25 protein-coding genes and 1 pseudogene are annotated in these 25052 nt (G+C 69.8%); 11 read left to right on the top strand and 15 right to left on the bottom strand.

Annotated features, from left to right (window positions below):
* Position 1: 1 nt before the first annotated feature.
* The 9 genes from rplX to ASF45_RS28870 form a co-directional block, all read right to left on the bottom strand.
* Positions 2–325, bottom strand: a complete 324-nt coding sequence (gene rplX, locus ASF45_RS28910) for a 50S ribosomal protein L24 (protein ID WP_056671735.1) — start codon at positions 323–325, stop codon at positions 2–4.
* 9 nt (positions 326–334) lie between these two features.
* Positions 335–703, bottom strand: coding sequence for a 50S ribosomal protein L14 (gene rplN / locus ASF45_RS28905; RefSeq protein ID WP_056671732.1), 369 nt, complete (start codon positions 701–703; stop codon positions 335–337).
* 203 nt (positions 704–906) lie between these two features.
* A complete protein-coding gene (locus ASF45_RS28900) occupies positions 907–2508 on the bottom strand; it encodes a glycerol-3-phosphate dehydrogenase/oxidase (RefSeq protein WP_056671729.1) in 1602 nt (533 codons plus the stop codon).
* A 76-nt stretch (positions 2509–2584) separates the two neighbouring features.
* A complete protein-coding gene (locus tag ASF45_RS28895) occupies positions 2585–4315 on the bottom strand; it encodes an ABC transporter substrate-binding protein (protein WP_056671726.1) in 1731 nt (576 codons plus the stop codon).
* Positions 4316–4391: 76 nt separating this feature from the next.
* Entirely contained in the window at positions 4392–4700 is a 309-nt protein-coding gene (locus tag ASF45_RS28890) for a DUF2160 domain-containing protein (RefSeq protein WP_056671723.1), read from the bottom strand.
* Positions 4701–4702: 2 nt separating this feature from the next.
* A complete protein-coding gene (locus ASF45_RS28885) occupies positions 4703–5515 on the bottom strand; it encodes a carbohydrate ABC transporter permease (RefSeq protein ID WP_056671720.1) in 813 nt (270 codons plus the stop codon).
* Positions 5508–6395 (bottom strand): carbohydrate ABC transporter permease, encoded by an 888-nt coding sequence (locus tag ASF45_RS28880; protein ID WP_056671717.1) that lies wholly within the window; start codon positions 6393–6395, stop codon positions 5508–5510. The genes ASF45_RS28885 and ASF45_RS28880 overlap by 8 nt, the downstream gene beginning before the upstream one ends.
* Positions 6392–7471, bottom strand: a complete 1080-nt coding sequence (locus ASF45_RS28875) for an ABC transporter ATP-binding protein (protein ID WP_056671714.1) — start codon at positions 7469–7471, stop codon at positions 6392–6394. The genes ASF45_RS28880 and ASF45_RS28875 overlap by 4 nt, the downstream gene beginning before the upstream one ends.
* A complete protein-coding gene (locus ASF45_RS28870) occupies positions 7471–8547 on the bottom strand; it encodes an ABC transporter ATP-binding protein (RefSeq protein ID WP_056671711.1) in 1077 nt (358 codons plus the stop codon). The genes ASF45_RS28875 and ASF45_RS28870 overlap by 1 nt, the downstream gene beginning before the upstream one ends.
* Positions 8548–8718: 171 nt before the next feature.
* On the opposite strand from ASF45_RS28870, the gene ASF45_RS28865 reads away from it, so the two are divergent.
* From ASF45_RS28865 to proC, 4 genes are all read left to right on the top strand, one after another.
* Positions 8719–9483 carry a DeoR/GlpR family DNA-binding transcription regulator gene (locus ASF45_RS28865; RefSeq protein ID WP_056671707.1) on the top strand — a complete coding sequence of 255 codons (765 nt, stop codon included), beginning with the start codon at positions 8719–8721 and terminating at the stop codon, positions 9481–9483.
* A gap of 100 nt (positions 9484–9583) precedes the next feature.
* Positions 9584–11077 carry a glycerol kinase GlpK gene (gene glpK, locus ASF45_RS28860; protein ID WP_056671704.1) on the top strand — a complete coding sequence of 498 codons (1494 nt, stop codon included), beginning with the start codon at positions 9584–9586 and terminating at the stop codon, positions 11075–11077.
* 12 nt (positions 11078–11089) lie between these two features.
* Positions 11090–12214 carry an esterase-like activity of phytase family protein gene (locus ASF45_RS28855; RefSeq protein WP_082551335.1) on the top strand — a complete coding sequence of 375 codons (1125 nt, stop codon included), beginning with the start codon at positions 11090–11092 and terminating at the stop codon, positions 12212–12214.
* Positions 12214–13041 carry a pyrroline-5-carboxylate reductase gene (gene proC / locus ASF45_RS28850; RefSeq protein WP_056671700.1) on the top strand — a complete coding sequence of 276 codons (828 nt, stop codon included), beginning with the start codon at positions 12214–12216 and terminating at the stop codon, positions 13039–13041. Before ASF45_RS28855 ends, proC begins: the two co-directional genes overlap by 1 nt.
* Here the strand turns inward: proC and ubiA are convergent, their stop codons facing one another.
* The 5 genes from ubiA to ASF45_RS36700 form a co-directional block, all read right to left on the bottom strand.
* Positions 13042–13986 carry a 4-hydroxybenzoate octaprenyltransferase gene (ubiA, locus tag ASF45_RS28845; RefSeq protein WP_056671697.1) on the bottom strand — a complete coding sequence of 315 codons (945 nt, stop codon included), beginning with the start codon at positions 13984–13986 and terminating at the stop codon, positions 13042–13044.
* Positions 13987–14517 carry a Dps family protein gene (locus tag ASF45_RS28840; protein WP_056671694.1) on the bottom strand — a complete coding sequence of 177 codons (531 nt, stop codon included), beginning with the start codon at positions 14515–14517 and terminating at the stop codon, positions 13987–13989.
* A 97-nt stretch (positions 14518–14614) separates the two neighbouring features.
* On the bottom strand, positions 14615–15568 hold the full coding sequence (locus tag ASF45_RS28835) for a hydrogen peroxide-inducible genes activator (protein ID WP_056671691.1): 954 nt from the start codon (positions 15566–15568) through the stop codon (positions 14615–14617).
* A gap of 21 nt (positions 15569–15589) precedes the next feature.
* Positions 15590–17635 (bottom strand): ATP-dependent DNA helicase RecG, encoded by a 2046-nt coding sequence (recG, locus tag ASF45_RS28830; RefSeq protein ID WP_235581061.1) that lies wholly within the window; start codon positions 17633–17635, stop codon positions 15590–15592.
* Positions 17636–17637: 2 nt separating this feature from the next.
* The gene (locus ASF45_RS36700; RefSeq protein WP_056671688.1) at positions 17638–18582 is read right to left on the bottom strand and encodes a TIGR01777 family oxidoreductase; all 945 of its coding nucleotides are present in this window, start codon (positions 18580–18582) and stop codon (positions 17638–17640) included.
* Positions 18583–18663: 81 nt separating this feature from the next.
* Here ASF45_RS36700 and queA point away from each other — a divergent pair, with 81 nt between their 5' ends.
* Together queA and tgt are read left to right on the top strand one after the other, a co-directional pair.
* Positions 18664–19716, top strand: coding sequence for a tRNA preQ1(34) S-adenosylmethionine ribosyltransferase-isomerase QueA (gene queA / locus ASF45_RS28820; protein ID WP_056671687.1), 1053 nt, complete (start codon positions 18664–18666; stop codon positions 19714–19716).
* Entirely contained in the window at positions 19703–20875 is a 1173-nt protein-coding gene (tgt, locus tag ASF45_RS28815; RefSeq protein ID WP_056671683.1) for a tRNA guanosine(34) transglycosylase Tgt, read from the top strand. Before queA ends, tgt begins: the two co-directional genes overlap by 14 nt.
* Before the next feature lie 3 nt (positions 20876–20878).
* On the opposite strand, the gene ASF45_RS28810 is transcribed toward tgt, so the two are convergent.
* Positions 20879–21829 (bottom strand): LysR family transcriptional regulator, encoded by a 951-nt coding sequence (locus tag ASF45_RS28810; protein ID WP_056671680.1) that lies wholly within the window; start codon positions 21827–21829, stop codon positions 20879–20881.
* A 185-nt stretch (positions 21830–22014) separates the two neighbouring features.
* Between ASF45_RS28810 and ASF45_RS28805 the strand changes: the two genes are divergently transcribed.
* The 5 genes and pseudogenes from ASF45_RS28805 to ASF45_RS28785 all read left to right on the top strand — a co-directional run bounded on the left by ASF45_RS28805 (position 22015) and on the right by ASF45_RS28785 (position 25049).
* Positions 22015–22314 (top strand): DUF4863 family protein, encoded by a 300-nt coding sequence (locus tag ASF45_RS28805; protein ID WP_056671675.1) that lies wholly within the window; start codon positions 22015–22017, stop codon positions 22312–22314.
* A pseudogene (locus ASF45_RS28800) lies at positions 22260–22559 on the top strand (branched-chain amino acid ABC transporter permease); the annotation flags it as partial. The gene ASF45_RS28805 and the pseudogene ASF45_RS28800, both read left to right, overlap by 55 nt.
* 12 nt (positions 22560–22571) lie before the next feature.
* Positions 22572–23585, top strand: coding sequence for a branched-chain amino acid ABC transporter permease (locus ASF45_RS28795; RefSeq protein ID WP_056671673.1), 1014 nt, complete (start codon positions 22572–22574; stop codon positions 23583–23585).
* A complete protein-coding gene (locus tag ASF45_RS28790; protein ID WP_056671670.1) occupies positions 23578–24321 on the top strand; it encodes an ABC transporter ATP-binding protein in 744 nt (247 codons plus the stop codon). The genes ASF45_RS28795 and ASF45_RS28790 overlap by 8 nt, the downstream gene beginning before the upstream one ends.
* Positions 24318–25049, top strand: a complete 732-nt coding sequence (locus ASF45_RS28785; protein WP_056671667.1) for an ABC transporter ATP-binding protein — start codon at positions 24318–24320, stop codon at positions 25047–25049. Before ASF45_RS28790 ends, ASF45_RS28785 begins: the two co-directional genes overlap by 4 nt.
* Positions 25050–25052: the final 3 nt, after the last annotated feature.

The raw sequence follows: 25052 nt of genomic DNA, 5'->3' as shown, positions 1-25052 counted from the left end.
GTCATGCCACCTTGATTTCTTCGCCGCTGGACTTGAACACGCGGGTGCGCGTCTTGCCGTCTGCGGACAGCTTGATGCCCACGCGGTCAGCCTTGCCGGTTGCGGCGTTGAAGATCGCCACGTTGGATTGGTGGATGGGCATGCCCTTTTCCACGATGCCGCCGGTGGTGCCCTTCATGGGGTTCGGCTTGACATGCTTCTTGACGAGGTTGATGCCCTCGACCAGCACATGCGAGTCGTCCGAACGCAGCAACACCTTGCCGCGCTTGCCCTTGTCGCGCCCGGTCAGCACGATCACTTCGTCGCCCTTGCGAATCTTGTTCATGGTGTCCTCTTACAGAACTTCGGGGGCCAGGGACACGATCTTCATGAACTTCTCGGTACGCAGTTCGCGCGTCACGGGTCCGAAGATGCGGGTGCCGATCGGCTCCAGCTTGGCGTTGAGCAGCACGGCGGCATTGCCGTCGAACTTGACGAGCGAGCCATCACCGCGGCGGATGCCCTTGGCGGTGCGCACCACGACGGCGCTGTAGATCTCGCCCTTCTTGACGCGACCGCGGGGAGCGGCTTCCTTGATGCTCACCTTGATGATGTCGCCGACACTGGCGTAACGGCGCTTGGAGCCGCCGAGCACCTTGATGCACAGGACGGACTTCGCACCCGTGTTGTCGGCCACGTCCAGCCGGGATTCAGTTTGGATCATTTAGCTTATTCCCAACTTGTACCGGAAGGGCCGCGGCGCCGGGACAACCCCGAAACCTGCAACCCGCCTGGTCAGTCTTGGGCCCGTCGCTCACACCCCGAACCACTCGGAGCGCTCACGTTTGGGCAAGAAACTCATCGCTTTTTAAGGCGAAGCCCGCAATTATGTTGGCGCTGACGCGCCGTGTCAAGTGGGCTGTGCGATCAGGTCCGCGCGTCGGGCAGGTAGGACTGCGCCAGGGCCAGGAAGGCCTCGGCCTCGGGAGCCGGGCAGCCCTCGTCCAGCAGGATCTCGGCGACCGGCTGTGCCAGCGCTGCAGCCTGGCGGGCGTCCAGGAACAACAGGCGCACACGCCGGGCCAGCACATCCTCCACCGTGCGCGCGTACTCATGGCGCGCAGCGAAGCGCACCATGGCCTCGCTGACGCCGGAGCCGAGCATGCGCTCACTTCCTGGGGTGGAGGCCACGGTCTGCCAGTCGCTGCCATAGCCCTGGCGGCCCTGCGGCGCGCTCATCGGCGGGCGGTCCTGCGGCAGCCGGTCGTCGGCGCCGACCAGCCGCAGGCGCTGGGTGCGGCACGGCGCCTGGCCGGGCAGCAACTGGCGTGCGTAGCATTGTTGCAACACGTCTTCGGCCATGGCCCGGTAGGTCGTCCATTTGCCACCGGTCACGGTGACCAGGCCGCTGGCACTGACCTGCACCGTGTGCTCGCGGCTGATCTTCTTGGTCGCCGCATCGTCGCCAGACGGCTTGACCAGCGGGCGCAGGCCGACCCAGCAGCTCAGGATGTCGCTGCGCGTGGGCGGGCGGGCCAGGTAGCGGGCCGATTCGCGCAGGATGAAGTCCAGCTCCTCGGCGAAGGGGCGCGGCTCGTAGGGCAGGTCCTGGCGTGGCGTGTCGGTCGTGCCCAGGACCAGTTTGCCGAGCCAGGGCACGGCGAACAGCACCCGGCCATCGGCCGTCTTCGGCACCAGCAGCGCGTGGTCGGTCGGCATGAAGGAGCGGTCGACCACGGCATGCACGCCCTGGCTGGGCGCGACGATGGGCGTGACCGGCCGTGCCAGCGCCTGGGCGTCCTGGGCGCGCAGCTGGTCGACCCAGACGCCCGTGGCGTTGACCACGCAGCCGGCCCGCACTTCATGGACGGCACCGGTCTCGCGGTCCTCCAGCGTCAGGCCGACGACCTTGCCGCCTTCGTGCACGAGGCCAGTGGCGGCGCAGTAGTTGATGGCCAGCGCGCCGTGCCGGGCCGCCGTGCGCGCCAGCGCCAGCGCCAGGCGCGCGTCGTCGAACTGGCCGTCCCAGTACAGCACGCCGCCCTTCAGGCCCTGGGACCGGATGTTGGGCAGGGCCGACTGCACGCTGGCGCGCGACAGGAAGCGCGTGGAACCCAGCCCCGCGTCGCCAGCCAGCAAGTCGTAGGCCTTGAGGCCGGCGCCGTAGAACGGCCCTTCCCACAGCGCGTAGCAAGGCATCACGAAGGCCAGCGGCTGGGCCAGGTGCGGCGCGTTGTGCAAGAGCGTGGTGCGCTCGTGCAGCGCCTCGCGCACCAGGCCCACGTTGCCCTGGGCCAGGTAGCGCACGCCGCCGTGCACGAGCTTGGTGGCACGTGAGGACGTGCCCTTGGCGAAGTCGTGCGACTCCACGAGCAGCGTGCGCAGCCCGCGCGAGGCCGCGTCCACGGCCACACCCAGGCCGGTGGCGCCACCGCCGACGATGGCGATGTCGAAGGCCGGCGCAGCGGCGAGTGCCGCGAACAACGCAGCACGCTCGGTGGGCTGAGGGGAAGAAGGGTTGGAGCTCATCGGATGGCGGGGCCGCGCCCGGCGCTGGTGGCGCAGCGCGGCCCTGTGGCGCGCCGGGATCACGGCGCGCGGCCGATTATCGAACCTTGCCGTCCTTCCAGGCCTTGAGCAGCGTGTCGTAGGCGATGGTTTCGCCCTTGGGCTTCTCGTTGGCCAGCTTGGCCCACGGCGCGCCCTTGTCGGTGAGCCACTTCTTCGGGTCTTCCTTCTTGTTCAGCTTGGGCGCGCACTTGGCCATGCCGGCGCGCTCCAGCCGCGCCATGACCTGGTCCATCTCCTCGGCCAGGTTGTCCATGGCCTGCTGCGGCGTCTTCTCGCCGGTGACGGCCACGGCCACGTTCTTCCACCAGAGCTGGGCCAGCTTGGGGTAGTCGGGCACGTTGGTGCCGGTCGGCGTCCAGGCCACGCGCGCGGGGCTGCGGTAGAACTCGACCAGGCCGCCCAGCTTGGGCGCCATGTCGGTCATGGCCTGGCTGCGGATGTCGGACTCGCGGATCGGCGTCAGGCCGACGATGGTCTTCTTGAGCGAGGTGGTCTTGGCCGTCACGAACTGGGCGTAGAGCCAGGCGGCGGCCGTCCGGTTGGCGTCGTGCCCGTTGAAGAAGCTCCACGAGCCCACGTCCTGGTAGCCGTTCTGCATGCCCTGCTTCCAGTACGGACCGTTCGGGCCGGGCGCCATGCGCCACTTGGGCGTGCCGTCGGCGTTCACGACGGGCAGGCCGGGCTTGACCATGTCGGCCGTGAAGGCCGTGTACCAGAAGATCTGCTGCGCGATCTGGCCCTGGGCCGGCACCGGGCCGCTCTCGCCGAAGGTCATGCCCGTGGCTTCCTTGGGCGCGTACTTTTTCATCCAGTCCACGTACTTGGTCAGCGCGTAGACCGCGGCCGGCGAGTTCGTGGCGCCGCCGCGCGAAACGGAGGCTCCCAGCGGCGTGCAGCCATCGGCGCTGGCGCGGATGCCCCACTCGTCCACCGGCTTGCCGTTCGGGATGCCAATGTCGGCCGTGCCGGCCATGGACAGCCAGGCGTCGGTGAAGCGCCAGCCCAGCGACGGGTCCTTCTTGCCGTAGTCCATGTGGCCGTAGATCGGCTTGCCGTCGATGGTCTTCACGTCCTCGCTGAAGAAGGCCGCGATGTCCTCGTAGGCGCTCCAGTTCAGCGGCACGCCCAGGTCGTAGCCGTACTTGGCCTTGAACTTGTCCTTCAAGTCCTGGCGCGCGAACAGGTCGGCGCGGAACCAGTACAGGTTGGCGAACTGCTGGTCGGGCAGCTGGTAGAGCTTGCCGTCCGGCGCGGTCGTGAAGCTGGTGCCGATGAAGTCCTTGATGTCCAGGCCCGGGTTGGTCCACTCCTTGCCCGCGCCGGCCATGTAGTCGGTCAGGTTCATCATCTTGCCGTAGCGGTAGTGCGTGCCGATCAGGTCCGAATCGCTGACCCAGCCGTCGTAGATGCTCTTGCCCGACTGCATGGAGGTCTGCAGCTTCTCGACCACGTCGCCTTCCTGGATCAGGTCGTGCTTGACCTTGATGCCGGTGATCTCCTCGAAGGCCTTGGCCAGCGTCTTGCTCTCGTACTCGTGCGTGGTGATGGTCTCGGAGACCACGGAGATCTCCTTGACGCCTTTCTCCTGCAGCTTCTTGGCGGCGTCGATGAACCACTTCATCTCGGCCATCTGCTGCTCCTTGCTCAGCGTGGACGGCTGGAACTCGGCGTCGATCCACTTCTTGGCCTCGGCCTCGCCGGCCACGGCATGGCCCATCACCGCGCAGGCGGCAGCAACGGCCAGGACGGAATATCGCAATTGCATGACTTGTCTCCTCATAGAACCCCCTGGCTCACACAACGCTCGGCTACCGGGGGCAGCAAGCCGAATCCTCGAACCCTCACCCCTTGCGCATCACAAAGGCCAGCAACAGCATGGACGCGATGAAGCTGATCCAGATCGATGGATCGGCCTCCAGGCCGAACCACTCGGCGAACTTGCCCGAGAGGCCAACGAAGGCCAGGTTCACATAGGCCGCCGACAGCAGGCCGATGAACAGCCGGTCGCCGCGCGTGGTGGCGATCGGCAGGAAGCCGCGCCGCAGCGTGGTCGGCGACTTGAGCTCCCACAGCGTCATGCCGACCAGCATCGCGACGATGCAGCAGAAGAACACCGCGACCGGCAACGTCCAGGCCATCCACTCGAACATGCTCAGACCCTCCCCATCGCAAAACCTTTGGCGATGTAGTTGCGCACGAACCAGATCACGATCGCGCCCGGCACGATGGTCAGCACGCCCGCCGCGGCCAGCGTCGCCCAGTCCATGCCGGAGGCCGACACCGTGCGCGTCATCGTCGCCACGATGGGCTTGGCGTTCACGCTGGTCAGCGTGCGCGCCAGCAGCAGTTCGACCCAGCTGAACATGAAGCAGAAGAAGGCCGCCACGCCCACACCGGCCTTGATCAGCGGCAGGAAGATGGTCAGGAAGAAGCGCGGGAAGCTGTAGCCGTCGATGTAGGCCGTCTCGTCGATCTCGCGCGGAATGCCGCTCATGAAGCCTTCCAGAATCCACACCGCCAGCGGCACGTTGAACAGCAGGTGCGCCAGCGCCACGGCCAGGTGCGTGTCCATGAGGCCCACCGTGGTGTACAGCTGGAAGAAGGGCAGCAGGAACACCGCCGGCGGCGTCATGCGGTTGGTCAGCAGCCAGAAGAACACATGCTTGTCGCCCAGGAAGCTGTAGCGCGAGAACGCGTAGGCAGCAGGCAGCGCGACCGCCAGCGAGACCACGGTGTTGATGCCCACGTAGATCAGGCTGTTGATGTAGCCGCTGTACCAGGACGGGTCGGTCAGGATGGTGCGGTAGTTGTCCCAGGTGAACGCGCGCGGCACCAGCGAGAAGCTGGACAGGATCTCTGCATTGGTCTTGAACGACATGTTGACCATCCAGTAGATGGGCACCAGCGCGAAGACCAGGTAGAGCCAGAGGAACAGCGTCCTCTTCTGGAAGCGGGACTCATGCATGGTCGCCCTCCTTCTCCTCGGTGCCCACGCGCTGCATCCAGTTGTAGAGCATGAAGCACAGCAGCAGGATGATGAGGAAGTAGATCAGCGAGAAGGCCGCTGCCGGCCCCAGGTCGAACTGGCCCACGGCCTTCTGCGTGAGGTACTGGGACAGGAACGTGGTCGCGTTGCCCGGCCCACCACCGGTCAGCACGAAGGGCTCGGTGTAGATCATGAAGCTGTCCATGAAGCGCAGCAGCACCGCGATCATCAGCACGCCGCGCATCTTGGGCAGCTGGATGTAGCGGAACACCGCGAACTTGCTGGCGCCGTCGATGCGCGCGGCCTGGTAGTAGGCGTCGGGGATGGAGCGCAACCCGGCGTAACCGAGCAGCGCGACCAGCGGCGTCCAGTGCCACACATCCATCAGCAGCACGGTGAACCAGGCGTGCGTGGCGTTGCCGGTGTAGCTGTAGTCGATGCCCAGGCCTTGCAGCGCCGCGCCCATGAGGCCGATGTCGGCCCGCCCGAAGATCTGCCAGATCGTGCCGACCACGTTCCAGGGGATCAGCAGCGAGAGCGACACAATGACCAGCACGGCCGACGCCTTCCAGCCTGTGGCCGGCATGGACAGCGCCAGCAGCACGCCCAGCGGCAGCTCCACCAGCAGCACGGCCAGCGAGAAGCCGAGCTGGCGCGCCAGCGCGCCGTGCAGCTCCTCGTCGCGCATGACTGCGGCGAACCACTCCGTGCCGACGAACACGCGGCGCTCGGGCGAGATGATGTCCTGCACCGAGTAGTTCACCACCGTCATGAGCGGCACGATGGCGGAGAACGCGACGCAGACCAGCACCGGCAGCACGAGCAGCCAGGCCTTCTGGTTCACGGGCTTGGTGGTCATGGTGCAGGCTCCACAAGTTCCTCGTCGCGGTAGAAGCAGGTGTGGGTGCCCAGCACCTGCAGCCAGACGCGCTCGCCCACCCGGGGCAGCGCGGCATCGGGGCCGAGTCGGGCCTTCACCACCTGGTCGGCCGCATTGGCCGTCAGCATCACGTGCGTGCCCAGGTCCTGCAGCTTGTCGGCCGTGAACGGCAGCGCGCCGGCGGCTTCGGCCGTGGCGAGCCGCAGGTATTCGGGGCGCACGCCCAACTTCAAGGCGCCGCTGGGCAACCCAGGCGGCAGCGGCAGCGCGCGGCCGGCGATCCGCAGCACGCCGTCCACCGCCTCGGCTGGCAGGAAGTTCATGCCGGGCGAGCCGATGAAGTTGCCCACGAAGGTGTGGCGCGGCCGCTCGAACAGCGCCGCGGCCGAGCCGGTCTGCACGGCGCGCCCGCGCGTCATGACCACGACCTGCTCGGCGAACGTCAGCGCCTCGACCTGGTCGTGCGTGACATAGATCAGCGTGAGCTTCAGCTCGCGGTGGATCTGCTTGAGCTTGCGCCGCAGCTGCCACTTCAGATGCGGGTCGATCACGGTCAGCGGCTCGTCGAACAGCACGGCCGACACGTCGGGGCGCACCAGCCCACGGCCCAGCGAGATCTTTTGCTTGGCATCGGCCGACAGGTTGGCCGCGCGTTGGTTGAGCTGCCCGCTCATCTCCAGCATCTCGGCGATCTGGCCCACGCGCTGGTCGATCTGTGCCTGCGGCACGTTGCGGTTGCGCAGCGGGAAGGCCAGGTTCTCGGCCACCGTCATGGTGTCGTAGACCACCGGGAACTGGAACACCTGGGCGATGTTGCGCTGCTGCGGCGTGGCGCGCGTCACGTCGCGTCCGTCGAACAGCACCGTGCCCTGCGAGGGCTGGAGCAGGCCCGAGATGATGTTGAGCATGGTCGTCTTGCCGCAGCCCGAGGGGCCGAGCAGCGCATAGGCGCCGCCGTCCTCGAACACCATCTGCAAGGGCAGCAGCGCGTAGTCGCTGTCCTGCTGCGGGTCGGCGCGGTAGGCGTGCGCCAGGTCGAGTGCGATGCGGGCCATCAGCGAACACCCTCGCGCCGCGCCGGGGCGCGCAGCAGGGCGCCCTGCGCGTCGAACAGGTAGGCCTGCGCCGGACTCAGGTGCAGCGTCAGCGCCGTACCGATGGCGAAGGCATGCACGCCCGTCAGCTGCGCGACCAGTTCGCCCACGGGCGTCTCCACGTGCACGAAGGTGTCGGAGCCCGAGATCTCGGCCAGCTCCACGCGGCCCGGCAAGGCCGCATCGCCCGGCTGCGCCTGCAGCCGCAGCGCGTTGGCGCGCACGCCCACCGTCAGCGCGCCGGCGGGCACGGCCGCGCCCTCCAGCGCCAACACCGGGCCGCCCTGCAACTGCACGCCGCCGGCCGTGACCGTGCCCGCCACCAGGTTCATCGGCGGATCGCTGAAGGCACGCGCCACGCGCAGCGACTGCGGGCGGTGGAAGACCTCGGCCGTCGGCCCGTACTGCAACAGCTCACCGGCATCGAGCACGGCCGTGTAGCCGCCCAGCAGCAGCGCCTCGCCGGGCTCGGTGGTGGCGTAGATGACGGTGGAATCGCCGGCCGCGAACAGCGCGCCCAGTTCGTCGCGCAGCTCCTCGCGCAGCTTGTAGTCCAGGTTCACGAGCGGCTCGTCCAGCAGCATCAGCGGCGCGGCCTTGGCCAGCGCGCGCGCCAGCGCCACGCGCTGCTGCTGGCCGCCCGACAGCTCGGCCGGGTAGCGGTCCAGGAACATCTCGATGTGCAGCTTGGCGGCCAGCGCCTGCACGCGCGCAGCGGTGTCGGGCGCGCCGCGCAGCTTGAGCGGCGAGGCGATGTTGTCGCGCACCGTCATCGAGGGGTAGTTGATGAACTGCTGGTAGACCATGGCCACGTTGCGCTCGCGCACGGGCCGGCCGGTGACGTCGGCGCCGTCGACGCGCACGGTGCCCTGGCTGGGCACGTCCAGCCCGGCCATGATGCGCATCAGGCTGGTCTTGCCGGCCTGCGTGGCACCCAGCAGCACGGTCACCGCGCCGGGCTGCGGCGCCAGGCTCATGGCATGCAGCCAGGTCTCGGGCCCGACCTTCTTGCTGATCTGCTCCAGCGACAACTGCATGCGGCGCGTCTCCTGTGCAAAGCGTGAACTCGTTCCGCTCTGCGTGTTCGGTTTTGAGAATTATTGTTCGCATGTAGTGCGATTTGCTCGGTGCAAACCCTTGAGCGCTTTCCTTTTTTTTCGCTTTAAAGTCCTCCCGCCCATGTCCGTTTGCGCCCCTCCTCCCCTTCCATGAGCCCGAATCCGCGCCAGATGCTGCTCTTGCAAGCCGTGCAGGCCCAGGGCTCGGTGATGCTGGACCAGCTGGCCGCCACGCTGGGCGTGACGCTGCAGACCATGCGCCGCGATGTGCAGCGCCTGGCCGACGAGGGCCTGCTGACGCGATTCCACGGCGGCGTGCGCGTGCCCAGTTCCACCACCGAGAACATCGCGCACCAGCAGCGCACGACGCTGCACGCCGAAGGCAAGGCGCGCATCGCCCAGGCCGTGGCGCGCGAGGTGCCCAACGACTGCTCGCTGATCCTCAACATCGGCACGACGACCGAGGCCATCGCCCAGGCGCTGCTGCGCCACACCGGGTTGCGCGTGATCACCAACAACCTCAACGTGGCGCTGACGCTATCGGCCAACCCGCAGTGCGAGGTGATCGTGGCCGGTGGCGTGCTGCGCGGACGCGACCGCGGCGTGGTCGGCGAAGCGGCGATCGACTTCATCCGCCAGTTCAAGGTCGACATCGCGCTGGTCGGCATCTCGGGCATCGAGGCCGACGGCACGCTGCGCGACTACGACTACCGCGAGGTCAAGGTCTCGCAGGCCATCATGGCCCACGCACGCGAGGTCTGGCTGGCGGCCGACCACAGCAAGTTCAACCGGCCGGCCATGGTCGAGGTGGCGCGGCTGTCGGGCATCGACCGGCTGTTCACCGACGCGCCCGTCCCCGAACCGTTCCCTGCACTGCTGCACGACGCTCAGGTACGCTGCCACGTTGCGACCTGATAGAAAGCCCCCACGCTCATCGCTTCGCGTACCGCTGCCCCCGAAGGGGCGCGTCAGCGGCTTCGGAGCGGCCGGGCGCCACTGACAACGGAGACAGTCCATGACCTACCTGCTCGCCCTGGACCAGGGCACCTCGAGTTCGCGCAGCATCGTGTTCGACGCCCGCGGCCAGGTCGTGGCCAGCGCGCAGCAGGAGCTGCCGCAGATCTACCCGCAGCCGGGCTGGGTCGAGCACGACCCGCTGCTGATCTGGAGCACGCAGCTGGCCACGGCGCGCGAGGCGCTGGCCAAGGCCGGCCTGGCGGCGCGCGAGGTGCGCGCGCTGGGCATCACCAACCAGCGCGAGACCACGGTGCTGTGGAACCGCAAGACCGGCCAGCCCGTGCACCACGCCATCGTCTGGCAGGACCGGCGCGGCGAGCCGCTGTGTGCGCAACTGCGCGCGCAGGGCGCGGCCGACCTCGTGCACCAGCGCACGGGGCTGCTGATCGACGCCTACTTCTCGGCCACCAAGCTGCGCTGGCTGCTCGACAACGTGCCCGGCGCCCAGGCCCAGGCCGAGGCCGGCGAACTGGCCTTCGGCACCGTGGACAGCTGGCTGGTCTGGCAGCTGACCGGTGGCCGGGTGCACGCCACCGACGTGAGCAACGCAGCGCGGACCATGCTGTTCGACGTGCACCGCAACGCCTGGGACGACGAACTGCTGGCGCTGCTGGACATCCCCGCCGCGCTGCTGCCCGAGGTGCGCCCTTCCAGCGCGCTGTTCGGCGAAGCCGATGCCGCCCTGCTGGGCCAGGCTGTGCCCATCGCCGGCATCGCCGGCGACCAGCAGGCCGCGCTGTTCGGCCAGGCCTGCTTCACACCCGGCCTGGCCAAGAACACCTACGGCACGGGCTGTTTCATGCTCATGAACACCGGGTCGTCGTTCCTGCATTCGCGCAACGGCCTCATCACCACCAGCGCGGCGCAGACCGATGCCAGCCCCGAGTACGCGCTGGAAGGTGGCGTGTTCGTCGGCGGCGCCGTCGTGCAGTGGCTGCGCGACGGCCTGCGCGCCATCGAGAGCAGCGGCGAGGTGCAGGCCCTCGCGCAAAGCGTGCCGGATGCGGGCGGCGTGATGGTGGTGCCGGCGTTCACGGGCCTGGGCGCGCCCTACTGGCAGCCCGATGCGCGCGGCACCATCACGGGCCTGTCGCGCGGCAGCACGCTGGCCCACATCGCACGCGCCTCGCTGGAGAGCATCGCCTACCAGAGTGCAGCCTTGCTGGAAGCCATGAGCCGCGACGCCGTGGCAGCCGGCGCGCCACCGCTGGCCGAACTGCGCGTGGACGGCGGCGCCGCCGTCAACGACATGCTCATGCAGTTCCAGGCCGACCTGCTCGGCATTCCCGTGTTGCGACCGGCCGTGACCGAGACCACGGCGCTGGGCGCGGCCTACCTGGCCGGGCTGGCCACGGGGGTGTTCGCCGGCCGCGACGAACTGGCCAGCCTGTGGCGCGTGGAGCGGCGCTTCCTGCCCACGCTATCGCGCCCCCAGGCAGCCGAGCGCATGCAGGCCTGGGAACACGCCGTGCGCCAGGCCACGGCCGCGTAGACTCGCGGGCCGATGCCGCCCGCCCGCCCCCTGCCCCGCCGCCATCTGCTGCTCGGCGTCTGCGCCGGCCTGGCGCTCGCCGCCTGCGGCCACGCCGTCGCACCGGCCGCGGCCCGCAACCCGGGCCTGCGCCTGATCGGCGAAGCCACGCTGGCGCACCGCCTGCGCTTTGGCGGCAGCACGGTCGGCGGCCTCTCAGGCCTGGACTACGACCCCGCGCAAGACCTCTGGGTGGCCATCAGCGACGACCCAAGCGATGCGCGCTTCTACACATTGCACCTGCCGCTCACGGCCGAGCGGCTGGGCCCGCCCGAGCTGCTGGAGGCGGTGCGGCTGGACGCGCCCGCGCGCCCCGATGCCGAAGCCATCCGCTGGCGGCCGGCCACCGGCAGCGTGCTGTGGTCCACCGAAGGCGATGTGCGCCGCGGCGTGGGCCCGTCCTTGCACGAGTCCACGCGCGAGGGCCGGCTGCTGCGCAGCTTCGCGCTGCCGCCCCACTTCGCACCGGCCCCCCAGGGCCAGCGCGGCCCGCGGCACAACCTGGGCTTCGAAGGCCTGGCGCTGACGCCGGACGGCCGCCAGGCCTGGCTGGCGATGGAGAACGCGCTTGTGCAGGACGGCCCCGAGCCCACGCTGCAACAGCCCGGCGGCCCCTGCCGCTTCACACTGTTCGACCTGGCCAGCGGCCGCGCGCTGGCCCAGCGCGCCTACGTCCCCGAGGCCATACCGCAGGCGCCCAAGGCGCCAGGTCTGTTCGCCGACAACGGTGTCTCCGAGATCCTGATGCTGGACGCGCAGCGCATGCTGGTACTGGAACGCGCCTACGCCATGGGCGTGGGCAACACGCTGCGCCTGTACCGCGTGGACCTGGCCAGCGGCGACGACACGCTGGCGCTGGACTCACTCGTGCCAGGCCGCTTCCGACCGCTGGCCAAGACGCTGGTGGCCGATCTGTCCGCCTACCTTGGCCCCGGCCTGTCGCGGCTGGACAATACCGAATCCCTGGCCTGGGGCCCGCTGCTGCCGGCCACGGCCGAGCGTCCCGCACAGCGCACGCTGGTGCTGCTCAGCGACGACAACTTCAACCCCGGGCAGGTCACGCAGTTCGTGGCCTTCGCCCTCACGGAACCCTTGTGATGTCCACTTCTCTCGACACGACCATCGCCTTCATCGGGGGCGGCAACATGGCCAGCGCCATCATCGGCGGCCTGGTCCGCCAGGGCCTGCCGGCCGCCCGCGTGCAGGTGGTCGAGCCGTTCGCCGAGACACGTGCCAAGCTGCTGGCCGACCACGGCGTGCAGGCACTGGAGCAGGCAGGCCCGGCGCTGGCCGATGCCGGCCTCGTGGTCTGGGCCGTCAAGCCCCAGGTGTTCGCCGAGGCCGCCGCGCCCGTGCGTGCCCATGCCGCCGGCGCGCTGCACCTGAGCGTGGCCGCGGGCATCCGCAGCGACAGCATCGCGCGCTGGCTCGGCAGCGAGCGCATCGTGCGCGCCATGCCCAACACGCCGGCCTTGGTCGGCCTGGGCATGACGGGCCTCTTCGCACGCGACGCGGTCAGCGCGGCCGACCGCGCCCAGATCGAGCAGGTCATCGCCACCACGGGCGCCGCGCTGTGGGTGGGTCAGGAAGCCCATCTCGACGCCGTGACCGCGCTGTCGGGTTCGGGTCCGGCCTATGTGTTCTATTTCCTCGAAGCCATGGTGCAGGCCGGAACCGGCATGGGCCTGTCGGCCGCGCAGGCGCAGCAGCTGGCCATCGGCACCTTCGCGGGCGCCGCGGAACTCGCGCGCCGCTCCGACGAACCGTTGGCCACGCTGCGCCAGCGCGTGACCTCCAAGGGCGGCACGACCTATGCGGCCATCACGTCCATGCAGGAAGCCGGCGTGGGCCCGGCCTTCGAGCGCGCGATGCAGGCCGCCGAACAACGCGCCCGAGAGCTGGGCGACGAATTCGGCAAGGCCTGATCAGGCCAACGCGTAGCCGGCCACGATGCCGGCGAACACGGCGAAGCCCAGCCAGTGGTTGAGCCGGAAGGCCTTGAAGCAGCCTTCGCGCGTGCGGTCGTGGATCAGCGTGGCGTGCCAGACCACCTGGGCCGCCGCCGCCACGATGCCCGCGTAGAACAGCCAGCCCGGCACCAGCGGGCGCAGCGCCAGCGTCCAGATCGCCAGGAACAGCACATAGCTCGCCAGCACGCCCACCACGTCGAAGCGACCCAGCGTGATGGCCGAGGTCTTCATGCCGATCTTGAGATCGTCGTCGCGGTCGACCATGGCGTACTCGGTGTCGTAGGCGATCACCCAGAACAGGTTGCCCAGCAGCAGCAGCCAGGCCAGCGGCGGCACGCTGGCCCAGGCGGCCTGCAGGCTGAACGCACCGCTGCCCGTGAACAGCTCCCAGGCCGGCCCGCCGCGCACGGCCGAGAACGCCATCGGGATGCCGAAGGAAAAAGCCACGCCCAGCACGGCCTGCGGCATGGACACGTAGCGCTTGGCGAACGGATAGACCAGTGTGACGGCCAGCGCCGCGAACGACCAGGCGATGGTGGCACGGTTCAACGTCAGCACCAGCCCGAAGGCGGCCAGCGCCAGCACCGCGCCGAAGACAAGCGCCTCGCGCGGCGAGATGCGCCCGCTGGTCACGGGCCGCTGGGCCGTGCGCTTGACGTGGCGGTCGAAATCGCGGTCGGCCACGTCGTTGACGCAGCAGCCCGCGCTGCGCATGAGGATGGTGCCCAGCGTGAACACCACCAGCAGGTGCCAGCCCGGAAAGCCGCCGGCCGCGATCCACAGCGCGCCCAGCGAGGGCCACAGCAGCAGCAGCCAGCCCGCAGGGCGGTTCCAGCGGATCAGGTCCAGGTACAGCGCCAGCCGCCCGGGCGCGGGCGCCGCTGGCAGGGTCGCGGCCACTTACTCCTCGAGCAGCGAGCGCAGCATCCAGGCGGTCTGCTCGTGCACGGTCAGGCGCTGGGTCAGCAGGTCGGCCGTGGGCTCGTCGCTGGCCTTGTCGGCCACCGGGAACAGCTCGCGCGCGGTGCGGGCCACGGCCTCGTGGCCCTTGACCAGGATGCGCACCATCTCCAGCGCCGCCGGCGGCTCGGTCGGCGCATCGGCCAGGCTGGTCAGCGCGCCGAACTGGGCGTAGGAGCCCGGCGCCTTGTGGCCCAGCGAGCGGATGCGCTCGGCCACCGGGTCCACGGCGTTCCACAGCTCGGTGTACTGGGCCATGAACATCGCGTGCAGCGTGTTGAACATGGGACCGGTCACGTTCCAGTGGAAGTTGTGCGTGGTCAGGTACAGCGTGTAGGTGTCGGCCAGCAGGCGCGACAGGCCCTTGGCGATGGCCTCGCGGTCTTTCTCGCTGATGCCGATGTTGATCGCGGGTGCGCCGCCGGTGGGCAGTGCGATGAGCTTGGTGGTGCTGGACTTCTTCTTCGCCATGTCATGCTCCTGTAGAGAGAAAAGGGTGGTCTTTTAACATGCGGGCGTGTCGCGGCGACCCCAAGGCGGGCTATGCCTGCGATAGCCTTGCGGTGGATCAGGACAGGCGCTTCACGCCCGGCAGCTCGCAGGCGTAGATCGCGTTGCGCAGCGCGGCGATGGCCTCGTAGCGCGTGAAGCTGCGGCGCCAAGCCAGCACCACGCGGCGCGTGGGCGGATCGCCGTCGAAGGGCAGGTACTTCACATAGGGCTCGTCGGCCCGCTTGCGCTTGCCCTTGTGCTCCAGCGCCTCGCTGGGCACGCCCAGCCGCGGCACCAGGGTCACGCCCATGCCTGCGGCCACCATGTGCTTGATGGTCTCCAGCGAAGAGCCCTCGAAGCTGCGGCGGATGCCTTCGGCGTCGCTGGAGAAGCGCGCGAACTCGGGGCAGACCTCCAGCACATGGTCGCGGAAACAATGGCCATTGCCCAGCAGCAGCATGGTCTCGGCCTTGAGCTGCTGGGCCGTGATGTGGCTTTGCGCGGCCAGCGGGTGGCTGGTGGGCACCACGGCCACGAACGGCTCGTCGTAGAGCGGCGCGATCGCCAGGCCGGCATCAGGGAAGGGCTCGGCCATGATGGCGCAATCGAGCTCGCCCGTGCGCACCGACTCCAGCAGCTTGACCGTGAACTGCTCCTGCAGCATCAGCGGCATCTGCGGCGTGCGCGCGATGGCCTGGCGCACCAGGTCGGGCAGCAGGTAGGGCGCAATCGTGTAGATCACGCCGAGCTTGAGCGGGCCGGCCAGCGGGTCCTTGCCGCGCTTGGCGATCTCCTTGATGTTGGCGGCCTGCTCCAGCACGCTCTGCGCCTGGCGCACGATCTCCTCGCCCAGCGGCGTGACCGTGACCTCGTTGGCGCTGCGCTCGAACAGCTTCAAGTCCAGCTCCTCCTCGAGCTTCTTGATGGCCACCGACAGCGTGGGCTGCGAGACGAAGCAGGCTTCGGCGGCCTTGCCGAAGTGCTTTTCTCGGGCAACGGCCACGATGTACTTCAACTCTGTCAGTGTCATGGCCCTATTGTCTCCGGCCCGCTAAGCCTTGAGAAATTCCGCCTTTCCGCCTAGCCATCTCTGCACATGGCGCTCGGCCAGCAAGGGGTTGTCGTCCAGCATGCGCGGCGCCAGCTCGCGCGCCCAGGCCAGCAGGCCCGCGTCTTCCTCCAGGTCAGCGAAGCGCAGCAGCGCCGCGCCGGACTGGCGCTCGCCCAGGAACTCGCCGGGGCCGCGGATCTCCAGGTCGCGCCGCGCGATCTCGAAGCCGTCGGTGGTCTCGGCCATGGCCTTGAGCCGCGCGCGCGCCGTCTCGCCCAGGCGCGGCGCATCGCCTGTGGAGTACAGCAGCACGCAGGCCGAGGCCGCCGCGCCGCGGCCCACGCGGCCGCGCAGCTGGTGCAGCTGCGACAGGCCGAAGCGCTCGGCATGCTCGATGACCATCAGCGAGGCATTGGGCACGTCCACGCCGACCTCGATCACCGTGGTGCTGACCAGCACGCCCATGAGGCCCTCGGTGAACAGCGCCATGACGGCCTTCTTCTCCGCGGGCGCCATGCGCGCGTGCAGCAGGCCGACCAGCACGCCGGGCAATGCGTCGGACAGCTCGGCATGCGTGGCCGTTGCGTTGACGAGGTCGACGGCCTCGCTCTCCTCGATCAGCGGGCAGACCCAGTAGACCTGCCGGCCCTCGCGCAGCTGCTCGCCGATGCGCGCGACCACCTCGTCGCGCCGACCCTCGTGCACCACGCGCGTCACCACCGGCGTGCGGCCGGGCGGCAGCTCGTCGATGGTGGAGACGTCCAGGTCGGCGTAGTAGCTCATGGCGAGCGTGCGCGGGATCGGCGTGGCGCTCATCATCAGCATGTGCGGCTCCTGGCCCGCGTGGGCCAGCTTGGCCCGCAGCGCCAGCCGCTGCGCCACGCCGAAGCGGTGTTGCTCGTCGATGACGGCCAGGGCCAGGCACTGGAACTGCACCTTGTCCTGGATCACGGCATGCGTGCCCACGACCAGCGCGGCCTCGCCGCTGGCGATGCGCGCGAGCTGGGCTTCGCGGTCCTTCTTCTTCTGGCCGCCGCCCAGCCAGGCGATGCCACGGCCGCGTGCGGCCAGCAGCGGCTCCAGCCAGTCGGCGAGCTTGCGGAAGTGCTGCTCCGCCAGGATCTCGGTGGGCGCCATCAGCGCGCACTGCCAGCCGGCGTCCATGCAGACGGCCGCGGCCAGCGCGGCCACCACGGTCTTGCCCGAGCCCACGTCGCCCTGCAGCAGCCGGTGCATGGGCTGGTGCAGCGCGAGATCGGCCGCGATCTCGCCCACCACGCGCTGCTGCGCGCCGGTCAGCGCGAACGGCAGCGTCGCCAGCAAGCCGTCGCGCACACCGCCTGCGGTCGCGGGCAGCCGCGGCGCACGCAGCTTGTCGCGTTCGCGCTTGGCCGTCAGCTGCGAGAGCTGCTGGGCCAGCAGTTCCTCGGCCTTCAAGCGCTGCCAGGCCGGGTGGCTGCGGTCTTCCAGCGCGGCCAGCGACACCTCGGGCGCGGGATGGTGCAAAAAATCGAGCGCAGCGCGCAGGCTCCAGGCCTGCGGAGTGGGCAGGGTTTCGGACAGATCGGCCCGCGCCAGGCCGGCCAGCACCGCCTTGCGCAGGTAGCTCTGCGGCAGGCCGGCGGTCGTCGGATAGACGGGCGTCAGCGCGGTCGGCAGTTCGCCCGTGTCGGGCCGGAACTGCGGGTGCAGCATCTGCCGGCCAGCGAAGCCGCCGCGCACCTCGCCGCGCACACGGATGCGCGCGCCCGGCGCCAGCGCCTTCTGGTGCGAGGGATAGAAGCTGAAGAAGCGCAGCAGGCAGCGGTCGGTGCCGTCGTCCACGGTCACGAGCAGCTGGCGGCGCGGGCCGGGGCGGATCTCGCTGCCGACCACGGTGGCGGCGATCTGCACGACTTCGCCGTCGTGCGCGTCGGCCAGCGGCACGATGCGGGTCTCGTCCTCGTAGCGCAACGGCAGGTGCAGGGCCAGGTCGATGGGGCGGCGCAGCCCTAGCTTGTGCAGCGCCCGCTGCGCCGGGCTCTCGCGCGGTCGTTCGGCCGGCACGCTCAGCAGAGGTCCTTCAGTGCCGCGGCCGCGTCCGGAAAGCGGAAGGCGAAGCCGCTGCCCAGCAGCCGCCGGGGCAGCACCCGCTGGCCCGCGGTCAGCAGTTCGGCCTGCTCGCCCAGCGCCAGACGCAGCGGCAGGCCCGGCGTGGGCAGCCAGCTGGGTCGCCGGAGCTGGCGCGCGGCCATGCGGCTGAACTCGGCCTGGCGCAGCACGCCGGGCGCCGTGACGTTGTAGACCGGCGTGCCAGGCGGCGTGCCCTCGGCCAGGCCCCAGGTGTGGGCCATCGCGCGCAGCACATCCTGCACATGCACCCAGCTGAACCACTGCCGCCCTCCGGCCAGGGGCCCACCCAGGCCCAGGCGGATGGGCAGCAGCATCTGCGGCAGCGCACCTTCGCGGCCCAGCACCACGCCCAGGCGCAGCCGCACGACCGCCACACCCAGGTCGGCCGCGCGCAGGGCGGCCTGCTCCCAGCGCTGGCACAGCTCGGACATGAAGACAGGCTGGGGCGGCGCTTCCTCGGTCAGGGGGGTGTCGTCGCCGGGCGCCTGCACGCCGTAGTACCCCACGGCAGAGGCCTGCAGCAGCAGCCAGGGTTTGCGGGGCAGCGCGGCCATCCAGCCGACCAGTTGCTGCGTGAGGCCTTCGCGGCTCGCGAGCAGCGTGGCGCGCCGGGCCGCCGTCCAGGGCCAGCCCAGGATGCGTGCGCCGGCCAGGTTGACGACCACGTCGCACGGCGGCAGCGCGCGCAGCGATGCCACGCAGCGCACCCCGCTGCCCAGGCGCCGTGCTGCGGCAGCCGGGTCACGTGTCCACACGCTCACGCCGTGGCCGTCACGCACGAGCGCCTGGGCCAGCAGCCGGCCGATGAAGCCGGTGCCGCCCGTGAGCAGCACCTGCTGCGGGGTCGTGCCGAAGCGGATCAGGTCGCTCGCGGAGGTCATGGGCCGGCATTGTGCCCGCCGCCTGCAGCGCCATGGGAGAATCCCGCCCTTCTTGGAACGGGCCCGTCCGGCCCTCAAGCCATGCGCGCCTACACACTGTCCGATTTCGATTTCACGCTGCCGCCCGATCTCGTGGCCCAGCATCCCACCCCCGAACGCAGCGCCTCGCGCCTGCTCGACGGCCGCGGCCCCTCCCCCATCGACCGCATCTTCCGCAGCCTGCCCGAGCTGCTGCAAGCCGGCGACCTGCTTGTGTTCAACGACACCCAGGTCGTCAAGGCCCGGCTGTTCGGCGAGAAGCCCAGCGGCGGCAAGCTCGAACTGCTGGTCGAGCGCGTGCTGCTGGGCCAGGAGGTCGTGGCCCACATGAAGGTGAGCAAGAAGCCGCCGCCCGGCACCGTGCTGCAGATGGCGGGCGGCTTCTCGGCGCGGCTGCTGGGCCGCTGGCCCGATGCGGACGGCCCGCTGTTCCGGCTGGCCTTGCACGGCCCCGCCGGCGAGACACCGCACCAGCTCATGGCCGCGCACGGCCACGTGCCGCTGCCGCCCTACATCACGCACAGCGACACGGCCGAGGACGCGCAGCGCTACCAGACCGTGTTCGCGCGCGCGCCCGGCGCCGTGGCCGCACCCACGGCCGCGCTGCACTTCGACGAAGGCGTGCTGGCCGCGCTGGACGCGCGCGGCGTGGGCCGCGCCAGCGTCACGCTGCACGTGGGCGCCGGCACCTTCCAGCCCGTCAAGACGGAAGACCTGGACGCGCACCGCATGCACAGCGAGTGGTACGCGATCCCACCCGAAACGCTGGCCGCACTGGAGCGCGCGCGCGCGCGCGGCGGCCGCATCCTGGCCGTGGGCACGACCACCGTGCGCACGCTGGAGTCCTGGGCCCAGAGCGGCCAGACCGAGGGCGACACCAGCATCTTCATCCGGCCCGGACACCGCTTCCAGGTGGTGGACCTGCTGCTGACCAACTTCCACCTGCCCAAGTCCACGCTCATGATGCTGGTCTCGGCCTTCGCGGGCTACGAGCACATCATGGGCCTGTACCGCCACGCGATCCGCGAGGGCTACCGCTTCTTCAGCTATGGCGATGCCATGCTGCTTGCACGAGACGACCATGCTGCAATTTGACCTGCTCAAGACAGACCCCGCCAGCCACGCCCGCCGCGGCACGCTCACGCTGAACCACGGCGTGGTGCAGACGCCGATCTTCATGCCCGTGGGCACCTATGGCACGGTCAAGGGCGTGATGCCGCGCTCGCTCGAAGAGATGGGCGCGCAGATCATCCTGGGCAACACCTTCCACCTGTGGATGCGCCCGGGCCTGGACGTGGTGCGCCAGTTCGGCGGCCTGCACCGCTTCGAGCGCTGGGACAAGCCCATCCTGACGGACTCGGGCGGCTTTCAGGTCTGGAGCCTGGGCGCGATGCGCAAGATCAGCGAGGAAGGCGTGAAGTTCGCCTCGCCCGTCAACGGCGACAAGCTGTTCCTGACGCCCGAGGTCAGCATGCAGATCCAGACCGTGCTGAACAGCGACATCGTGATGCAGTTCGACGAGTGCACGCCCTACGACACCAAGGGCCACATCACGACCGAGGCCGAGGCACGCACCTCCATGGAACTCAGCGTGCGCTGGGCCAAGCGCTGCCAGGCCGAGTTCGCGCGGCTGCAGAACCCCAACGCGCTGTTCGGCATCGTGCAGGGCGGCATGTTCGAGCACCTGCGCGAGGAATCGCTGAACGCGCTGGTGGAGATGGACTTCCCGGGCTACGCCATCGGCGGTGTCAGCGTGGGCGAGCCCAAGCCCGAGATGCTGCGCATCATGGCCCACACGCCGCACCGGCTGCCGGCGCACAAGCCGCGCTACCTGATGGGCGTGGGCACGCCCGAGGACCTGGTCGAGGGCGTGGCCCAGGGCGTGGACATGTTCGACTGCGTGATGCCCACACGCAACGCGCGCAACGGCACCATCTTCACGCGCTTCGGCGACCTCAAGATGCGCAACGCCAAGCACCGCGCCGACGAGCGCCCGCTGGACGAGACCTGCACCTGCCATGCCTGCGCCGGCACCAGCGGTGTGGCGAGCGGCGCAGGGGGCACAGGCGGCTTCTCGCGCGCCTACCTGCACCACCTGGACCGCTGCGGCGAGATGCTGGGGCCGATGCTGACCACCATCCACAACCTGCACTACTACCTGAACCTGATGACCGAGATCCGTGCGGCGCTGGACGCGGGCACGTTCACGGAGTTCCGCGCGCAGTTCGCACGCGACCGGGCGCGCGGCGTGTGAGCCTCAGGTCGCGAACGCCTGCAAGCGCAGCGCGTGCCGCGTGTCGAAGCGCTCGCGGATGCGGTTGACCTCGGCATCCAGCGCTTCGAGGAACAGGCCCATGGCCACCGCGGTGCTGTAGCCCGAGCGCTGGTAGATGCAGCTGTGCAGCGCTGCGCCCTGGTCTTCCAGCGCGACCCAGACCAGGCGTCCGGCATCCACGTCCTCGGCCACGTTGTCGGGGATCAGAAAGCCCACGGCCTGGCTGCCGGCCACGAGCCGGCGCACCATGGGCACCGAGCCCGTCTCCACGAGCGGGCGGCCCAGCCGGGTCAGGCGCGGGTCCACGCGCTCGAGCAGGCTGCGCAACTCCATTTCCGGCGACAGCATGATGAGCGGATGGTCCAGGCAGTCGCGCAGCCGCAGCAGGCGCGGCGTGGACGTGAGCGGGTGGCCGGGCGCCGTGACCACGCCCAGCGGCTGGGCGTAGGCGCGCACCTCCTCCACGCCCGGCGGCGGCTTGCGGCGCAGGCAGAAAGCCACGTCGATCTCGCCATTGGCCACCCAGCGCTGCAGCGCCTCGCCGTTGCCCGAGCGCACGCTGAAGGTGATGTCGGGGTGGCTCTTCTGCACGTTCTCGATCACCTGCGGCAGCAGGTGCTCGGCCGTGGCATGGGGCACGCCCAGGTTGACATGGCCGCGCCGCACCTTGCGCAGGTCCTCCACCTGCGACAGCGCGTTGTCGAAATCGCGCTGGCTGCGGCGCACGGCCGCGATCATGATTTCGCCGGCCGTCGTGAGCTGCATGCCGCGTGGCAGCCGGTCGAACAGCGGCACGCCCACGGTGGCCTCCAGGTTCAGCACCTGCTGGTTCACGGCCGCGGCCGTCAGGTGCAGCGTCTCGGCGGCCTTGCGCACCGAGCCGCGGCGCGCAACCTCGTCGAAGCAGCGGAAGGCCTGGGAGATGGCGGGCATGCGGTCAGTGTAGGAAATTTCCCGGTACTCGATCACGCACGGTCTGCCGCGCCCCGCCACGGTGCAGGGGCGCACCAAACCATTGCTATCAGCGCTTGGAATAGCGAGAGCCCGAACATTCATTAACGCTGCGCGGGCCCCGCTCCCTATGCTTGCATCCCATCAGCGACCCGCAGGAGCCCGTGATGATGACCCCGCCCGATTCCCTTGCGCCAGTGTCGGCCACGGCGCTGCCCATGGGCCCGCACAAGGACGCCCTGCTGCAGGCCGTCCATGAACTGCTGGCCTTCGTCGGCGACCAGCCCCTGGGGCCCGCGCTCGAACAGCGGCTCAACGACCACTATGGTCCGACGACCGATCGCTACGCCATGCTGCTCGCGCTGCTGCGGCACGGCATCGCCGAGGGCTGGGCCTGCTACAGCGAGATCGCGCGCTGCTGGGGCCGTTGTTGTCGGTGCAGGTGGGCATGGGGGAGAGCATCCTGATCCTGGCCTTCGTGGTGGTCGTGATCGGCGGCATCGGCTCCATCCGCGGCGCGCTGGTCGGTGCCTTGCTGGTCGGCCTGGTGGACACGGTGGGGCGCACCGCGCTGCCGGCCCTGTTCGGCGCCTTCTTCTCGCCCACGGTGGCCTCGTCCCTGGGGCCGACGGCGGCCTCCATGTCCAGCTACGTGCTGATGGCTGCCGTGTTGTTCTGGAAGCCGCGGGGGCTGTTCCCCGCACGCGGATAACGGGGGGACGCCATGTCTTCGCTGCACCAATCCCTCCACAAGCCGCTGGCCGCCATCGTGCTGCTGGCCGCCGTGGCACTGCCCTACGCCGCATCGGCGCTGGCGCACGACTTCTACGTCGGCGTCGTCACACGGATCATGATCTTCGGCATCGTCGCCACCAGCCTGAACCTGCTGATCGGCTTCGGCGGCATGGTCTGCTTCGGGCACGCCGCCTTCTTTGGCCTGGGCGCCTACACCGTGGGCATCCTGGCGCACCATGGCGTGGACGCGGTCTGGATCGCCTGGCCGGCCGCCGTCGTCGTGGCCGGCCTGGCGGCCTGTGCCATCGGCGCCATCAGCCTGCGCACCCACGGCGTGTACTTCATCATGATCACGCTGGCCTTCGCGCAGATGCTGCACTACATGTTCGTCTCGCTGGCGGCCTATGGCGGCGACGACGGATTGCCGCTGGCGCAGCGTTCCACGTTGCCGGGCGGGCTGGACCTGGGGCAGGACACGACGTTCTATTACGTCACGTTGGTGCTGCTGCTGGGCGTGCTGGCGCTGGTGCAATGCCTGGTCAACGCCCGCTTCGGCCGCGTGCTGCAGGCCATCCGCGAGAACGAACAGCGCACCGAGGCCATCGGCTACCCCATCTTCCGAACCAAGCTGGTGGCCTTCGTGATCGCCGGGGCCATCGCCGGCCTGGGCGGCGCGCTCATCGCCAACCAGAACGGCATGGTCAGCCCCAGCCTGATGTACTGGACGCAGTCGGGCTCGCTGATGGTGATGGTCATCATCGGCGGCGTGGGCTACGTCTACGGCGGCCTGCTGGGCGCCTTCGTGCTGCTGCTGTTCGAGGAGCTGCTGTCGGCCTGGACCATCCACTGGCAGCTGCCGCTGGGCATCATCCTGCTGCTGATCGTGCTGTATTCGCGCAACGGCCTGGCCAGCCTGCTGGTGCGCCGCCCGCCTGCGCCCAGGGCATCCCCCGCGGCCGACAACACGGTCCCCACCCCCGCACCGGAGCAGGCCCATGCTTGAGATCACCCAGCTCGTCAAGCGCTTCGGCGGCCTGGTGGCCACCGACCATGCGGACCTGCAGGTGCAGGCCGGCGAGATCCATGCGCTGATCGGCCCCAACGGCGCCGGCAAGACCACGCTGCTGCACCAGATCTCCGGCGCCCTGGCGTCGGACAGCGGCAGCATCCGCTTCGAGGGCGCGAACATCACGCGCCGGCCGATGCACGAACGCGTGGCCGCGGGCCTGGCGCGCTCCTACCAGATCACCAATATCTACCGCAGCTTCAGCGTGCTCGACAACGTCGCGCTGGCGGTGCAGGCGCGCAGCGGCACGAGCCTGTCCTTCTTCCGCGCCGTCCGCCGCGAAACCGCGCTCTTCGACCAGACGCACGAGGTGCTGCGGCGCGTGGGCCTGGCACACCGCGCCGACGCGCTGGCGCGCAACATCGCGCACGGCGAACAACGCCAGCTCGAACTGGCGCTGGCCCTGGCCACCCAGCCGCGCCTGCTGGTGCTGGACGAGCCCATGGCCGGCATGGGCCCCGACGAGTCCGCCGCCATGACGGACCTGCTGGAATCGCTGCGCGGCAGCATCACCATGCTGCTGGTGGAGCACGACATGCACGCCGTGTTCCGGCTCGCGGACCGCATCTCGGTGCTGGTCTACGGCAGCGTCATCGACACGGGCAGCCCGGAGGCGATCCGCAACAGCCCCGAGGTCCGCAAAGCCTACCTGGGCGAGGAGGAAACGGCATGAACACGCAAGTCATCGAGGTCGAGGACCTGCAGACCGCTTACGGCAGCAGCCAAGTGCTGTTCGGCATCTCCTTCAGCATCCGGGCCGGCGAGATGCACACCTTGCTGGGCCGCAACGGCATGGGCAAGACCACCACCGTGCGCAGCATCTTCGGGCTCACACCCTGCCGCGCCGGGTCGGTGCGCTACCTGGGCCACCGCATCGAAAAACTCTCGCCCGACCGCATCGGCCGCCTGGGCATCGCCCTGGTGCCCGAAGGTCGGCAGATCTTCCCGAACCTGAGCGTGCGCGAGAACCTGGTCGCCTTCGCGCGCCCGGGCCCGCGCACCGGGCCGGCCGTGGCGGCCGACAAGCGCTGGACGCTGGAGCGCATCTATGCACTGTTCCCGCGCCTGCGCGAACGCGAGAAGAACATGGGCAACCAGCTCTCGGGCGGCGAGCAGCAGATGCTGGCCATCGGCCGCGCGCTGATGACCAACCCGCACCTGCTGATCCTGGACGAAGCCACGGAAGGCCTGGCCCCGCTGATCCGCGAGGAGATCTGGAGCTGCCTGCAGCAGCTGCGCGCCGCCGGGCAGACGGTGCTGGTCATCGACAAGTACGTGGAGCGGCTGATCCGCATCGCCGACCGGCACACCATCGTCGAGCGCGGCCGCGTCGCCTGGCAGGGCCCGTCCGCGGCGCTGTCCGCGGACCCGCAGCTCTGGCAGCGTTATGTCGGCGTCTGAGCC

The organism is Pseudorhodoferax sp. Leaf265 (genome assembly GCF_001422365.1).
Lineage (GTDB): Bacteria > Pseudomonadota > Gammaproteobacteria > Burkholderiales > Burkholderiaceae_C > Pseudorhodoferax.
This window is presented reverse-complemented; position numbering and strand designations above follow the sequence as displayed.

Coding starts and splice junctions, on each gene's coding strand:
- ASF45_RS28805 (WP_056671675.1), top strand. CDS start 22,015: ATGATGACCCCGCCCGATTCCCTTGCGCCAGTGTCGGCCACGGCGCTG.
- ASF45_RS28840 (WP_056671694.1), bottom strand. CDS start 14,517: ATGGCGAAGAAGAAGTCCAGCACCACCAAGCTCATCGCACTGCCCACC.
- ASF45_RS28875 (WP_056671714.1), bottom strand. CDS start 7,471: ATGGCCCGCATCGCACTCGACCTGGCGCACGCCTACCGCGCCGACCCG.
- ASF45_RS28870 (WP_056671711.1), bottom strand. CDS start 8,547: ATGCAGTTGTCGCTGGAGCAGATCAGCAAGAAGGTCGGGCCCGAGACC.
- rplX (WP_056671735.1), bottom strand. CDS start 325: ATGAACAAGATTCGCAAGGGCGACGAAGTGATCGTGCTGACCGGGCGC.
- ASF45_RS36700 (WP_056671688.1), bottom strand. CDS start 18,582: ATGACCTCCGCGAGCGACCTGATCCGCTTCGGCACGACCCCGCAGCAG.
- queA (WP_056671687.1), top strand. CDS start 18,664: ATGCGCGCCTACACACTGTCCGATTTCGATTTCACGCTGCCGCCCGAT.
- ASF45_RS28835 (WP_056671691.1), bottom strand. CDS start 15,568: ATGACACTGACAGAGTTGAAGTACATCGTGGCCGTTGCCCGAGAAAAG.
- ASF45_RS28790 (WP_056671670.1), top strand. CDS start 23,578: ATGCTTGAGATCACCCAGCTCGTCAAGCGCTTCGGCGGCCTGGTGGCC.
- ASF45_RS28785 (WP_056671667.1), top strand. CDS start 24,318: ATGAACACGCAAGTCATCGAGGTCGAGGACCTGCAGACCGCTTACGGC.
- ASF45_RS28900 (WP_056671729.1), bottom strand. CDS start 2,508: ATGAGCTCCAACCCTTCTTCCCCTCAGCCCACCGAGCGTGCTGCGTTG.
- ASF45_RS28810 (WP_056671680.1), bottom strand. CDS start 21,829: ATGCCCGCCATCTCCCAGGCCTTCCGCTGCTTCGACGAGGTTGCGCGC.
- proC (WP_056671700.1), top strand. CDS start 12,214: ATGTCCACTTCTCTCGACACGACCATCGCCTTCATCGGGGGCGGCAAC.
- ASF45_RS28890 (WP_056671723.1), bottom strand. CDS start 4,700: ATGTTCGAGTGGATGGCCTGGACGTTGCCGGTCGCGGTGTTCTTCTGC.
- ASF45_RS28865 (WP_056671707.1), top strand. CDS start 8,719: ATGAGCCCGAATCCGCGCCAGATGCTGCTCTTGCAAGCCGTGCAGGCC.
- glpK (WP_056671704.1), top strand. CDS start 9,584: ATGACCTACCTGCTCGCCCTGGACCAGGGCACCTCGAGTTCGCGCAGC.
- ASF45_RS28795 (WP_056671673.1), top strand. CDS start 22,572: ATGTCTTCGCTGCACCAATCCCTCCACAAGCCGCTGGCCGCCATCGTG.
- ASF45_RS28895 (WP_056671726.1), bottom strand. CDS start 4,315: ATGCAATTGCGATATTCCGTCCTGGCCGTTGCTGCCGCCTGCGCGGTG.
- ASF45_RS28885 (WP_056671720.1), bottom strand. CDS start 5,515: ATGCATGAGTCCCGCTTCCAGAAGAGGACGCTGTTCCTCTGGCTCTAC.
- rplN (WP_056671732.1), bottom strand. CDS start 703: ATGATCCAAACTGAATCCCGGCTGGACGTGGCCGACAACACGGGTGCG.
- ASF45_RS28855 (WP_082551335.1), top strand. CDS start 11,090: ATGCCGCCCGCCCGCCCCCTGCCCCGCCGCCATCTGCTGCTCGGCGTC.
- ASF45_RS28880 (WP_056671717.1), bottom strand. CDS start 6,395: ATGACCACCAAGCCCGTGAACCAGAAGGCCTGGCTGCTCGTGCTGCCG.
- tgt (WP_056671683.1), top strand. CDS start 19,703: ATGCTGCAATTTGACCTGCTCAAGACAGACCCCGCCAGCCACGCCCGC.